12 protein-coding genes are annotated in these 12,317 nt (G+C 72.6%); 6 read left to right on the top strand and 6 right to left on the bottom strand.

What is annotated here, in order from left to right; all coding sequences use genetic code 11:
• Positions 1-5 precede the first annotated feature (5 nt).
• The 3 genes from O7613_RS00955 (at position 6) to O7613_RS00965 (ending at position 1,682) form a co-directional block, all read left to right on the top strand.
• Positions 6-473 carry a septum formation initiator gene (locus O7613_RS00955; RefSeq protein ID WP_281584679.1) on the top strand — a complete coding sequence of 156 codons (468 nt, stop codon included), beginning with the start codon at positions 6-8 and terminating at the stop codon, positions 471-473.
• A gap of 165 nt (positions 474-638) precedes the next feature.
• Complete coding sequence (locus O7613_RS00960) at positions 639-1,043, top strand: hypothetical protein (protein ID WP_281584678.1); 405 nt, start codon at positions 639-641, stop codon at positions 1,041-1,043.
• Between the two features lie 246 nt (positions 1,044-1,289).
• Positions 1,290-1,682, top strand: coding sequence for a cupin domain-containing protein (locus O7613_RS00965; RefSeq protein ID WP_281584677.1), 393 nt, complete (start codon positions 1,290-1,292; stop codon positions 1,680-1,682).
• Positions 1,683-1,712: 30 nt separating this feature from the next.
• On the opposite strand, the gene O7613_RS00970 is transcribed toward O7613_RS00965, so the two are convergent.
• Positions 1,713-2,906 carry a threonine synthase gene (locus tag O7613_RS00970; RefSeq protein WP_282291493.1) on the bottom strand — a complete coding sequence of 398 codons (1,194 nt, stop codon included), beginning with the start codon at positions 2,904-2,906 and terminating at the stop codon, positions 1,713-1,715.
• An 8-nt stretch (positions 2,907-2,914) separates the two neighbouring features.
• Positions 2,915-3,949, bottom strand: a complete 1,035-nt coding sequence (locus tag O7613_RS00975) for a DNA polymerase ligase N-terminal domain-containing protein (protein ID WP_282291495.1) — start codon at positions 3,947-3,949, stop codon at positions 2,915-2,917.
• A 70-nt stretch (positions 3,950-4,019) separates the two neighbouring features.
• Between O7613_RS00975 and O7613_RS00980 the strand changes: the two genes are divergently transcribed.
• Entirely contained in the window at positions 4,020-4,802 is a 783-nt protein-coding gene (locus tag O7613_RS00980) for an aldo/keto reductase (protein WP_282291497.1), read from the top strand.
• A 56-nt stretch (positions 4,803-4,858) separates the two neighbouring features.
• Here O7613_RS00980 and O7613_RS00985 read toward each other — a convergent pair whose 3' ends face one another.
• A complete protein-coding gene (locus O7613_RS00985) occupies positions 4,859-5,989 on the bottom strand; it encodes a cellulose binding domain-containing protein (protein WP_281584673.1) in 1,131 nt (376 codons plus the stop codon).
• Positions 5,990-6,235: 246 nt separating this feature from the next.
• On the opposite strand from O7613_RS00985, the gene O7613_RS00990 reads away from it, so the two are divergent.
• Positions 6,236-7,342, top strand: coding sequence for an FAD-dependent monooxygenase (locus O7613_RS00990; RefSeq protein WP_282291499.1), 1,107 nt, complete (start codon positions 6,236-6,238; stop codon positions 7,340-7,342).
• Between the two features lie 128 nt (positions 7,343-7,470).
• The gene (gene ctaD, locus O7613_RS00995) at positions 7,471-9,228 is read left to right on the top strand and encodes a cytochrome c oxidase subunit I (RefSeq protein WP_281584671.1); all 1,758 of its coding nucleotides are present in this window, start codon (positions 7,471-7,473) and stop codon (positions 9,226-9,228) included.
• A gap of 335 nt (positions 9,229-9,563) precedes the next feature.
• On the opposite strand, the gene O7613_RS01000 is transcribed toward ctaD, so the two are convergent.
• The 3 genes from O7613_RS01000 to O7613_RS01010 all read right to left on the bottom strand — a co-directional run bounded on the left by O7613_RS01000 (position 9,564) and on the right by O7613_RS01010 (position 12,315).
• Positions 9,564-10,325 (bottom strand): alpha/beta hydrolase, encoded by a 762-nt coding sequence (locus O7613_RS01000; RefSeq protein WP_282291501.1) that lies wholly within the window; start codon positions 10,323-10,325, stop codon positions 9,564-9,566.
• A 131-nt stretch (positions 10,326-10,456) separates the two neighbouring features.
• The gene (locus O7613_RS01005) at positions 10,457-11,665 is read right to left on the bottom strand and encodes an MFS transporter (protein ID WP_282294445.1); all 1,209 of its coding nucleotides are present in this window, start codon (positions 11,663-11,665) and stop codon (positions 10,457-10,459) included.
• A gap of 68 nt (positions 11,666-11,733) precedes the next feature.
• A complete protein-coding gene (locus O7613_RS01010; protein WP_281584669.1) occupies positions 11,734-12,315 on the bottom strand; it encodes an isochorismatase family protein in 582 nt (193 codons plus the stop codon).
• Positions 12,316-12,317 lie beyond the last annotated feature (2 nt).

Here is a 12,317-nt window from a genome sequence, read left to right on the forward strand (position 1 = left end):
GGGGCATGGACCGCCGTACCCTCCTCGCCGTCACGGGCTGGTTGGCCACCACCGTCGCCGCCACGCTCGTCGGGTTGGCCGCCGTCGACCTGGTGGGCGCGGGCATCACCGGTACGGCCGGTGGGGTACGCACCGAGCGGGACGTGGCGCGGGCGCTCGCCGTACCCGATCCGGGTGTGCCGAGCCCGACCGGTGCGAACCCGGCGGCGACGACGGCCGGCCCGCGGTCGGGCGCGCCGGCCGCGACCGGCGCGCGGCGGGACTTCGTGACGCCCGGCGGCAGTGTGCTCGCCGAGTGCGTGCCCGGCGGGGTCCGCGTGGTGACCTGGTCCCCGGCGCCCGGATATCGGACGAAGGACGCCGAGGCGGGGCCGGACGATCACGTCGAGGTGCGCTTCGTGGGCGGCGGTCAGGAGTACGAGCTTCGGCTGCGGTGCCGCGGCCAGGTGCCGACCCGAGACTCGGACGACTGACGTTTTCGCAGCTCACGGCCGTTGACTGTCCTTGATCGGACAGTGCTGTCAGTGGTTGGTGGGTGGTGCGCCGGCATAGCTTCGGAAGCAGGAGAGTGATCGGCGCTGATCGCCTGGCGCACCACGGACGCCTTCCGCCGGCGTCCGGTGGGAGAGGGGACCACGATGTCCAGCCCCAGATCGAGGAGGGGAGCGACCGGCCAGCCCACCCCGAGCGTGCCGGAGGTCGCACGGGTCGACACCGAGATCAACTCGAACGGGGCGGCCGGACTGCCGGCGACCGCCCGCGTCCTGTTCGCCGTGGTCGACGCGAACGGCACGCTGGTCCGCGGCCTCGGCGCCACGTCGGCCACCCGGCTCGCCGCCGGGATGTACCAGGTCGCCTTCGACCAGGACGTCGCCCGGGCCGCGTACGTCGGCACGGTGGGTCCGGCCACCGGCGGCGGGCTCGCCCAGCAGGGGGTGCTCACGGTGGCGCCCCGGGCCGGCATCGCCAACGCGGTCTTCGTCGAGACGCACGCGGCCAGCGGGCACGCGGACCGCCCGTTCCACCTGGCCGTGCTCGCCTGACCCGGCACAACGAGCGCACGGCGCCGCACGACCGTCAGGTCGTAGCGTCGCCGCGCTCTGGCCGTCTCCCACCGTCGCAGCCGTACGGCGGTACGTCAGCGGGGACCTGGCTCGACCGGCCCAGCCCGCGCCGGTCTGTCGACGGCAGTTGCCCGTCCGGAGCGGATCCAAACCTGGCCGGCGTGGGGAATTCCGCCATCCGTCACTCCCGGCGTGGCGGGCACGCGAACGGGGTATGACCGGGCCATGGAGCATTTCACGATCGCGACCGTCGCCGAGAAGAGTCCCGACTTCCGCCGCGTGCTCTGGACCGGGGAGCACACGCAGCTGGTCATCATGACCATCCCGCCGGGCGGCGAGATCGGCGAGGAGGTGCACGAGGGCATCGACCAGATCCTCACCTTCGTCAGCGGCACCGGCGAGGCGCGGGTGGCCGGGGAGAAGCAGGAGGTCGTCGCCGGCGACCTGGTGGTCGTGCCGTCCGGCACGAAGCACAACTTCGTCAACACCGGGCCGAACCCGCTGGTGCTCTACACCGTGTACGGGCCGCCGGAGCACGCCGACGGCGCGGTGCACCGGACGAAGGAGGAGGCGGACGCCGCCGAGGAGGCGGGCAAGGACGAGCCGCCGACGTCCTGACGCGCTCGTGCGCGCTCGTGTTTTCTCGTGTTAAGAAGGGGCCCCTCCTCTACCGAAAGCGTTAAGAAGGGGCCCCTCCTTACACCCGGCGCCGGTGTTGAGGACGACGACGCGCTCGCCGGGGCGGATCCAGCCGCCGGCGCGCAGGTGCCGGGCGGCGGTCAGGCAGGCCGCGCCCTCCGGACACAGCAGCAGCCCCTCCCGGGCGGCGAAGTCGCGCAGGTCGGTGAGGATCTCCGCGTCGTCCACCGCGATCGCGGTGCCGGCGCTGTCCCGGAGCGCGCTCAGGACCAGCTCGTCGCCGAGCGGAGCGGGCACGGTGATGCCGAACGCGACGGTCTTCGCGTCCGCCCACGGGGTGGCCCGCGCCTCGCCGGCCGCGAACGCGCGCACGATCGGCGCGCAGCCGGTGGACTGCACCGCCACCAGCCGGGGCAGCCGGTCGGAGACCCAACCCAGCTCGCGCAGCTCGTGCAGCGCCTTGTGGATGCCGATCAGCCCGACACCGCCACCGGTCGGATAGATGATGACGTCGGGCACCTGCCAGCCGAGCTGCTCGACGATCTCGTACCCCATGGTCTTCTTGCCTTCGAGCCGGTACGGCTCGCGTAGTGTGCCGGCGTCGAAGATCCGTCCGTTCGACCCGGCGATCAGCCCGGCGATCTCCCGGCCGGCGTCGTTGATCAGGCCGTCGACCAGCCGCAGGTCGGCCCCGGCGGCGACGCACTCCTGCCGGCAGATGGTGGGCGCGGCCAACGGCATGGCGATGGTCGCGCCGATGCCGGCCCGGGCCGCGTACGTCGCCCAGGCCGCCCCGGCGTTGCCGTTGGTCGGCATGGCGATCCGCTCGACGCCCAGCTCCCGGGCCCGGCTCACGCCGACCGCCGCGCCCCGGGCCTTGAACGACCCGGTCGGCATCAGCCCCTCGTCCTTGACGATCAGCTCGTCGACCCCGATCTCGTGGCCGTACGCCGGGGCGTGCCACAGCGGCGTCCAGCCCTCGCCGAGCGTGGTGACGAATCGGGGATCGGCCACCGGCAGCAGCTCCCGGTAGCGCCACAGGTCGGCCGGGCGGAGCCCGAACTGCTCCGGGGTCACCGTGGCGGCGACCGTGGCCAGGTCGTAGCGGGCCAGCAGCGGGGAGCCGCACCCGCACAGGTTCTGCAACTTGTCGGCGGGGTGTTCCAGTCCGCAGCGCGGGCACTCCAGGTGCGTCAGGTGCACGGTGGTCCTCAGCTCGCGTCGATGCTCAGCCAGTGCCGGCTGCGCCGGCCCGGCTCGTAGGGGGAGTCGAGGCGCTTCGCCACCACTCCGGGTAGCCCCTGCTCACGGGCGGCCCGCAGGGCGTCCGCGCCGACCCCCGGGAACCACGGCGGAGTCTGCCAGTGCGGGCCGGCGAGCGCCAGCGAGTCGAGCAGCTCGCGGCGTTGCGCGTACGGCACGTCCAGGCTGGTCACGCCCTCCAGCCAGAGCAGGTCGACGGCGAGGAACTGGCCGTCCCGCTTGCTGGGCGGCTTGACCCGCCCGGCCGGGTCGATGCGCACCAGCACGCCGTCGAGCACCACCTCGGTGGGTGCCAGCTCCTCGGCCATCGTCCGCAACCAGGGGTACGCCCCGGTGATCTCCGCGTCGTCGCCGTCGAGCAGCCGCAGTCGGCCGCCGGAGACGTACGCCATCGCCCGCACGCCCGCCCAGCGCGGCTCGTACCCCCAGGCGTCGGCGTCGCGCGGCAGCCGCCGGCCCTCGGCGGGTCGCATCGGGCGGACCAGCTCGGGCATCGGTGTCCAGCCCGCCGGCGCCGGGTCGGTGCGCCGGACCATCCAGTCCCGGCCCCGCCCGCCGGTGGCGAACAGGACGTACCGCCCTTTCGTGCGCCGCCCGTCCAGCACCACGACCACCTCGTCGTCGCGCCACTTCTCCGCGCGGTAGGTGCCGGTGTCGTGCACCGTCATCCGCCCGCCGCCGTACTCCCCGGCGGGGATCTCGCCGTGGAACGTCAGGTATTCCATCGGGTGGTCCTCGGTGTGGACGGCGAGGTGGTTACGGCCCGGGTCGCGGGGCAGGCCGCGCGGCACCGCCCAGGAGGCCAGCACGCCGTCGTGCTCCAGCCGCAGGTCCCAGTGCAGGCTGCGGGCGTGGTGCTGCTGGATGACGAAGCGGGGGGCGCGCCGCGCGGCCCGCTTCCGGGCCGGGGCCCGTTCGGGCACCGGTTCCGGGGTACGCGCGGCGTCCCGCTTGCGCCGGTAGTCCGCCAGCCGGTCCGCCATCCCCGCATTCTCCGTCAGACCCGGCCCGCCCGCCGGAATGCCGGCGACGATCACGGGTAGAACGGTCGGCATGGACCTCGACCAACCCACCCTCCCGCTCCCGGGCGACGTCCGGATCCCGCTGCTCGGTTTCGGCACCTGGCGGGCCACCGGCGAGGACGGTTACCAGGCCGTGCTCGCCGCGCTGGACGCCGGTTACCGGCACCTGGACACCGCCACGATGTACGGCAACGAGAAGGAGGTCGGGCGCGCGGTCGCGGAGAGCGGGCTGCGCCGGGAGGACCTCTTCATCACCACGAAGCTGCCGCCGGACCGGGTGGGCCGGGAGCGGGAGACCATCGAGTCGAGCCTCGCCGCGCTGGGTGTCGAGTATGTCGACCTGTGGCTGGTGCACTGGCCGCCGTCGGCGCCGGGGGACAGCATCCCGCTGTGGCGGGAGATGCTCGCCGCCCGCGACGAGAACCTGGCCCGCGCCGTCGGGGTGAGCAACTACTCGATCGCGCAGCTCGACGAGCTGATCCAGGCCACCGAGGAGACGCCCGCGGTCAACCAGATCCGCTGGAGCCCGTCGCAGTACGACAGGCGGACGCACGTCGCCCACCGGGACCGGGGGGTGGCGCTCGAGGGCTACAGCCCGCTCGCGACGAGCGACCTGTCCGACCCGGTGCTGGTGCGCATCGCCCAGGCGCACGACGTCTCGCCGGCCCAGGTGGTGCTGCGCTGGCACATCGACCACGAGATCGTGGTCATCCCGAAGTCGGTCACGCCGGAGCGGATCCGGGCCAACGCCGACGTGTTCGGGTTCTCGCTGACCGCCGAGGAGATGCGCGACATCGACGCCCTCGCCGGCTGAGCCGGCACATGGTGCGGGGCGCGGTCCGCACGGACCGCGCCCCGCACGTCCCGGTGTCAGCCCCGGGCGCAGGTGGTGCCGTTGAGGGTGAAGCTGCTCGGCGACGAGTAGCTGCCGTTCAGGTTCCCCTGGTAGCCGAAGCTGGTCGACGCGCCGGGGGACAGCGTGCCGTTGTAGTTGAGGTTCCGCGCGGTCACCGCCGAGCCGCTCTGCGTCACGGTGGCGTTCCACGAGCTGGTGATCGTCTGCCCGGAGGGCAGGTTGTAGTTCATCGTCCAGCCGTTGATGGTGCTGTTGCCGGTGTTCTTGACCGTCACGTCGGCGGTGAAGCCGCTGTTCCACGTGTTGGCCTTGTAGGTCACGGTGCAGGCGGCGTTGCCCGACGGCGGCGGCGTGGTCGGCCCGTTAGTGGGCGGCGGGTTGTTGCCGCCGAGGTTGACGCTCTGCGAGAACGAGGTGACCGCCAGCCCGACGCCGCCCTGCCACGGCTCGAAGCCGGCCTGGACGCTGGTCAGGTACCAGTCGTTGGTGATCGCGCCCCGGTTGCGGGTGTCGTTGATGAACGCCATCGCGTCGAAGCTGTAGCTGGAGACGGCGGACGACGACACGTACGAGATGACGTTGTTGGAGCCGTTGCTGCCCCGCCAGACCTCCCAGTTCCGGCCGGCGATGTTGGTGTTGCCGACGGGGGAGCCGATGGGCTGGATCGAGCCCTGCCGGTTGAGCCAGATCATGATCTCCATCTGGTTCACGCCGTCCTTCTTGGGCGACGGGTCGAGCCAGATGTCGTACGCGGCGTCGTAGGTCGCGCCGCCGACGTAGTTGAAGCTGATGCTGCTCGGCGCGCTGCTGATGTTCTTGACCTGGGCCGGCAGGTTCGTGCCGGGGGAGCAGTTGGTGTAGTGGCAGCCGAAGAAGATCGACGGGTAGGAGACCGGCGCTCCGTTGGTCGGCGCGGAGCCGTCCGCCCGGGTGATGGAGAAGCCGGACGAGGTGACGTTGATGCACTGCTGGGCGCTGGTGCCCCAGCGGTTGTTCTGGACCACGTACCGGCCGCCGACCGTGGTCGAGCCGTACTGCTCGCAGATCTGGGTGTCGGCGGAGGCGCTGCCGCCGAGGGCGACGGCGACGACGGTGCCGGCGACCAGAAGACCGGCCGCGGCGAGGGCCCTGAGTGGACGCTGCATGATGCTCCTTGGGTCGGCGCGAGGGGCGCCGGTCGGTCGGTGGGATACGTGCGGGAGCGCTCCCATGGACCGCCATAGATTTACATGTTTGAAACTCCGCCGCAAATGAACCGGTTAAGATGAGGGTTTTACGCGACACGAACGGGCGGGCGAACCAGGGCCGACCGGCACTTCCGCCGCCCGGTTGCGGCGAGTAGTGTCTTGCCTCCGACGCGTTCCGACCCCCCTCCGGAGGCGTACCCCACGATGGGTGGTTCTCCCCTGCGCATCCTCGTCGTCGGCGCCGGCATCGCGGGCCTCGCCGTGGCCCGGGCGCTGCGCCTGGCGGGGTTCCGACCGGACGTCACCGAGCGGCTGCCCCCCACCGAACGCGTCGACACCGGTCTCTACCTTCCCGGCAACGCGGCCCGCGCGATGCGCCGGCTCGACCTGGACGGTCCGCTGCGACCGCTCGGGCAGGTGATCCACCGGCAGCGCTTCCTCGACGCCGACGGAGCGCCGCTGTGCGAGGTGGACCTCGACGCGCTCTGGGCCGGGGTGGGCGAATGCCGGGCCCTGCCCCGCGCCGAACTGCACCGGGTGCTGCTCACCGGCGCCGGCGGGGCCGTCCGGCACGGCGCCGAGGTGAGCACCGTCGAACCGCTGCCCGGCGGCGTCGCGGTCGGCTTCACCGACGGCACCGGCGGGGAGTACGACCTGGTCGTCGGCGCCGACGGGCCGCGCTCCACGGTGCGCGCCCTGGCCGCCCTCGGTGGGCCACCCCGTCCCGCCGGGCAGGTGATCTACCGCGCCGTGGTACGCGGCGGCCCACCGGTCGCCGACTGGACCGCGCTGCTCGGCCAGCGGGCCGGCTTCCTGACGGTGCCGCTCGGCGCCGGCCGGCTCTACTGCTATGCCGACGAGGCCGGCGCCACGGTGCCGGCCGACCCGCGGGCCCGGATGCACGAGCTGTTCGACGGCTACGGCGGGCCGGTGCCCGAGGTGCTCGCCGCGCTGGAGACGGTGCACGCGGAGCGCACCGAGGAGGTCGAGCTGGGGCGCTGGTTCCACGGACGGGTGCTGCTCGTCGGTGACGCCGCTCACGCCACCGCGCCGACCCTCTCGCAGGGGGCGGCGATGGCGTTGGAAGACGCCGTCGTGCTCGCCGAGTCGCTCAAGGCGGCCGGCAGCGTCGAGGCCGCGCTGATCGCGTACGAGAGTCGCCGTCGGCCGCGTACCCGCTGGGTGCGGGACCGGACCCGGGACCGCAACCGCACCCGCGACGTGCCGCCGGCGCTGCGCGACCCGTTACTGCGCGGACGCGGCGGGCGGATCTTCGGGGAGCACTACCGGCTCCTCACCGGCCCGCTGTAGGAGACCGGAGATCGTAGCCGCCCACCCCCGACGGCGGGGTCACCTACCGGGGACTATCCTCCTTGCGGATGACGGCTGCGCCGATGACCAGCGCGCCGAGCGGGACAACCCAGAACCGGAGGCCACTCGTGACCACCGTCGCACCCAAGCCGGTCGTGACCCGGCCCTGGCCGGTCCGCGAGCCGGTCAAGGGGTCGGCCATCGCGCGGCTGCTGCGCACCACGGACGCGAAGCAGATCGGGATCATGTACATGGTCACCGCGTTCGCGTTCTTCATGATCGGTGGCCTGATGGCCCTGATCATGCGTGCCGAGTTGGCGCGACCGGGGCTGCAGTTCCTGTCGCCCGAGCAGTACAACCAGCTCTTCACCATGCACGGCACGATCATGCTGCTGTTCTTCGCGACGCCCATCGTGTTCGCCTTCGCGAACTACGTGGTGCCGCTCCAGATCGGCGCGCCCGACGTGTCGTTCCCCCGGCTCAACGCGTTCGCCTACTGGCTCTACCTCTTCGGTGGCACGCTGGCCGTGGCCGGCTTCGTCAGCCCCGGTGGCGCGGCCGACTTCGGTTGGACGGCCTACACGCCGCTGAGCACCGCCGAGCACTCGCCCGGCGTCGGCGCCAACATGTGGGTCGTCGGCCTGGCCATCTCCGGTCTGGGCACCATCCTCGGCGCGGTCAACCTGATCACCACGATCCTGACCCTGCGCGCCCCCGGCATGACCATGTTCCGGATGCCGATCTTCACCTGGAACATGCTCGTCACCAGCCTGCTGGCGATCCTGGTCTTCCCGCTGCTGGCCGCCGCGCTGTTCGCGCTCGCCGCGGACCGGATCATCGGCGCGCACGTGTACGACCCGGCCACCGGTGGGCCGATGCTGTGGCAGCACCTGTTCTGGTTCTTCGGGCACCCCGAGGTCTACATCGTCGCGCTGCCGTTCTTCGGCATCATCACCGAGATCATCCCGGTCTTCTCCCGCAAGCCGATCTTCGGCTACAAGGGCCTGGTCGCCGCCACCGTCGCCATCGCCGCCCTGTCGATGAGCGTCTGGGCGCACCACATGTTCGCCACCGGCCAGGTGCTGCTGCCGTTCTTCAGCTTCCTGAGCTACCTGATCGCCGTGCCCACCGGCATGAAGTTCTTCAACTGGATCGGCACCATGTGGCGGGGCCAGATCACCTTCGAGACGCCGATGCTGTTCGCCATCGGCTTCCTGGTGACCTTCCTCTTCGGTGGCCTGACCGGGGTGCTGCTGGCCAGCCCGCCGATCGACTTCCACCTGCACGACTCCTACTTCGTGGTGGCGCACTTCCACTACGTGCTGTTCGGCACCATCGTGTTCGCCGTCTTCGCCGGCATCTACTTCTGGTTCCCGAAGATGACCGGCCGGATGCTCGACGAGCGGCTCGGCAAGGTCCACTTCTGGCTGACCATGATCGGCTTCCACACCACGTTCCTGGTGCAGCACTGGCTCGGCGCCGAGGGCATGCCCCGCCGCTACGCCGACTACCAGGCCGACGACGGCTTCACCACGCTGAACATGGTCTCCACCATCGGCGCGTTCATCACCGGCATCTCGACCCTGCCGTTCATCTGGAACTGCTGGAAGTCGTACAAGACCGGCCCGGTGGTCGAGGTCGACGACCCCTGGGGCCACGGCAACTCGCTCGAGTGGGCCACGAGCTGCCCGCCGCCGCTGCGCAACTTCGACCGGATGCCGCGGATCCGCTCCGAGCGGCCGGCCTTCGACCTGAAGTTCCCCGAGCTGGCCGCCGGGCACAGCGTGGCCGGCCCGCCCGAGGGCGGTGCCAAGCCGCTGAGCAGCGAGGTCAATGGTGGCGCCAGCTACCAGGAGGACACCGCGGGCAACCGCGACCAGCGCTGACACCGCTCCGCCCCGAACGACGCGACGGGCGCCGCACCCCTTCCGGGTCGCGGCGCCCGTCGCGTTCTCCCCCGCGGGAGGTAGTGCTTGATCGACTCCATTCCGCCGAGGTGGTGGGGTCGAGCGGTGGGGGATACCGCCACCTCGCCGAAGTGGAGTCGATCATGGTGCAGCAGCGGCGTCTGTTTCCGGTCGGACCTCGGGCGGTCGCAGATCTTGGACTTGGGGCACTTCCGATACCACCCCGAAACCGGCATATCCTGGCGCCATAAGTCCAAGATCGAAGAAGTGGCCGACCCGTACCCGCCCGACTTCCCGGCGGCAACCGCGCGCGGTCAGGAAGGTGGGGCGTGGGTGGTGAGGAACTGGGCCAGGCGGTCGCGTAGGTCGACGTCGCCGCCCGCCTCCGGGACGACCAGGTTCACCCCGTGCGCGGCGGTGGGCGCCAGCACGAGTTGCCGGACGGTGGTGGGCGGAGTGGCGTCGTAGAGCCGTCGGGTCGACTCCGCGAAGCTCGTCTCCAACTCCCCGACCCCGTAGAAGACCGGCGAGGTGATCTTCGGGACGGCCGCGAGGGCGTCGGCGTCGCCGTAGCCGGCGGGCGGGGAGAGCGCGACGACGGCGACCGGCGTGGGGTCGAGGGTCGGCGCGGCGGCCAGCACCGCGCTGCCGCCCATCGACCCGCCCGCCAACACGACCCGGCTGGCACCGTCCGCCCGCAGCGCGTCGGCTGCCGCGGTGACCTGCTGGGCCAGCGACACCCCGTGCGCCCGCGAGCCCTCGGAACCGGCGAAGTCGAAGGCGAGCACCCGGTAGCCCCGGTCGGCCAACTCCCGCCCGTACGGCAGCCACTGGCACACGTCACCCGCGGCCATGTGCGCCAGCACCACGCCGGTGGGGCCGGAGCCGAGGAGGACACCGCCCAGCTCGGCCTGGATCTCGTCGCCGAACACCACCTGTCTGCCGCTGCCGGCCAACGCGGGACAGCCGACGCCGACGCCGAGCCCGGTCGGCTCGGGTGCCGGTGTGGCCTCGACGCAGGCGGCCGACGCCGTGACCAGGGCGAGTGCGACCAGGCGGGACACGATGCGCTGCACGGCGAGTTCCTCCCGAAGGGGCGTCTTGGGAACGCTCCCATCGTCACCCGCACTCCCCACCCAGCGTGGCCCCACCCCCGCACACCGTGTCGAACCTGTGACCAGCGGATGCTGCCGGTCGGTGGAGCGGCTCAGGGGGTGACGGACGCCAGGTCGGGTTCGGAGGTCGCCGCGGACCGGGCGCGGCGGTGGCGCAGCTCGACCGGCAGCACCGCCAGGGCCACCAGGACGCCAACCGCGCCGGTCACCGCGAAGCCCCAGGCCGGCGCGGACGCGTCGATCACCGCGCCGGCGAGCGGCGCGCCCAGGGCGATGCCGACGGTGACGGCGGAACCGTGCAGGCCCATGGCCATGCCCCGGACGCCGGCCGGGACCAGCCGGCTCACCGCGTCCGCGGTGGAGGCGATGGTGGGTGCGCAGAGTGCACCGGTCGGGATCAGCGCGAGGCAGAGCAGCCACCAGTGCGACCCGCCCAGGCCCACCGGGATCGTGGTGAGGCTGAGCGCCGCCATCAGCGCCAGCGGCGGGACCGAGCGACTGACCGCGCCGTAGGCGAAGCCGCCGACCAGGGAGGCGACCGCCCAGGCGGCCAGCACCGCGCCGGTCCAGCCGACCTCACCGCCGGCGCGGAGCACCGCCACCACGGCCACGTCGGTGCCGCCCAGCACCAGGGTGGCGGCCAGGCTGACCGCCAGCACGGCGAGCAGGCGCGGGGTGAGCCACTCCCGGCGGGGCACCGGGCGTTGCGGCCCGGCCGGCTCGTCGGCCGCCCGGGTCGGCGGATCCAGCAGCCAGAAGCAGACGCCGGAGGCGACGATCCCGGCACCCACCGCCCAGAGCGTGAGGCGCGGTGTGACGGCGGTGGCCAGGGCCACCGCGAGGGCCGGGCCGACCATGAACGACAGCTCCACCGACATGGAGTCCAGCGCGTACGCCGGACGGCGTTGCTCCACCGGGACCAGCGCGGCGATCGACTGGCGGACCAACGAGAAGACCGGCAGGGCGAGCAGCCCGGCCAGGAACGCGGTGGGCAGCAGCACCGGGTAGGACAGGGTGGGTGCGGCAGCCCAGAACACGGCCTCGGCGACCGTGGTGAGCAGCAGCACCGGCCGCAGCCCCCGGCGGTCGACCAGCCGGCCCAGCAGCGGGGCGCCGAGCGCGGCGCCGACGGTCGCGGCGGCGCCGACCAGGCCAGCGGCGCCGTAGCCCCGCCCCAGGTCGAGCACCACGTAGAAGGTGAGCGTCACCCCGACCGCGGTCAGCGGGATGCGGGCCAGCACCGACACCAGCAGCAGCGACCGCAGGCCGGGCAGGGCGAGCGCCTCCCGGTAGGGCTTCATGTTCACGACGGCCGTACCTCCCGCGCCATCCTGGGCGTCGGGTACGACAGTGGCAAGTGATTACCCGGTCAAGCGGTCCTGATCACAGGCTCACCCACCATGGTCACCCCGGCGCCGTCGAGCGCGCGCAGCGCCACGTCGAGCGTCTCCGGCGCGACGGCGGCGGTCAGGTCCAGCAGCACGGTGGTGCGGAAACCCTCCCGCGCGGCGTCCAGCGCGGTCGCGCGGACGCAGTGGTCGGTGGCGATGCCGACCACGTCGACCCGGTCCACGTCGTGGCGGCGCAGCCAGTCGGCCAGGCCCTCGCCGTCGGGCGCGTGCCCCTCGAAGCCCGAGTACGCCGCCGCGTGCTCGCCCTTGTGGAAGACCGCCTCCACCCGGCCGGTCTCCAGCTCGGGGTGGAACTCGGAGCCGGACGTGCCGACCACGCAGTGCCGGGGCCACGAGTCGACGAAGTCCGGCGGGTCGCCGAAGTGCGCGCCCGGGTCGATGTGGTAGTCCTTCGTCGCGACCACGTGGTCCCACCGGCCCGGGTCGGCGGCGAGCAGCCGGGAGATGTCGCCGGCCACCCCGGCCCCGCCGCCGACCGCGAGGGAGCCGCCCTCGCAGAAGTCGTTCTGCACGTCCACGATGATCAGGGCGTTAGCCATCT

Origin of the sequence: Micromonospora sp. WMMD975, from assembly GCF_029581215.1 — a bacterium.
Classification (GTDB): Bacteria; Actinomycetota; Actinomycetes; order Mycobacteriales; family Micromonosporaceae; genus Micromonospora.

What these genes read in the sequence shown, in the direction of transcription:
- O7613_RS00990 (WP_282291499.1), top strand. Translation starts at nt 6,236, where the DNA reads ATGGGTGGTTCTCCCCTGCGCATCCTCGTCGTCGGCGCCGGCATCGCG.
- O7613_RS00975 (WP_282291495.1), bottom strand. Translation starts at nt 3,949, where the DNA reads ATGGCGGACCGGCTGGCGGACTACCGGCGCAAGCGGGACGCCGCGCGT.
- O7613_RS00955 (WP_281584679.1), top strand. Translation starts at nt 6, where the DNA reads ATGGACCGCCGTACCCTCCTCGCCGTCACGGGCTGGTTGGCCACCACC.
- O7613_RS00960 (WP_281584678.1), top strand. Translation starts at nt 639, where the DNA reads ATGTCCAGCCCCAGATCGAGGAGGGGAGCGACCGGCCAGCCCACCCCG.
- O7613_RS01010 (WP_281584669.1), bottom strand. Translation starts at nt 12,315, where the DNA reads ATGGCTAACGCCCTGATCATCGTGGACGTGCAGAACGACTTCTGCGAG.
- O7613_RS00965 (WP_281584677.1), top strand. Translation starts at nt 1,290, where the DNA reads ATGGAGCATTTCACGATCGCGACCGTCGCCGAGAAGAGTCCCGACTTC.
- O7613_RS00985 (WP_281584673.1), bottom strand. Translation starts at nt 5,989, where the DNA reads ATGCAGCGTCCACTCAGGGCCCTCGCCGCGGCCGGTCTTCTGGTCGCC.
- O7613_RS01005 (WP_282294445.1), bottom strand. Translation starts at nt 11,665, where the DNA reads ATGAAGCCCTACCGGGAGGCGCTCGCCCTGCCCGGCCTGCGGTCGCTG.
- O7613_RS00980 (WP_282291497.1), top strand. Translation starts at nt 4,020, where the DNA reads ATGGACCTCGACCAACCCACCCTCCCGCTCCCGGGCGACGTCCGGATC.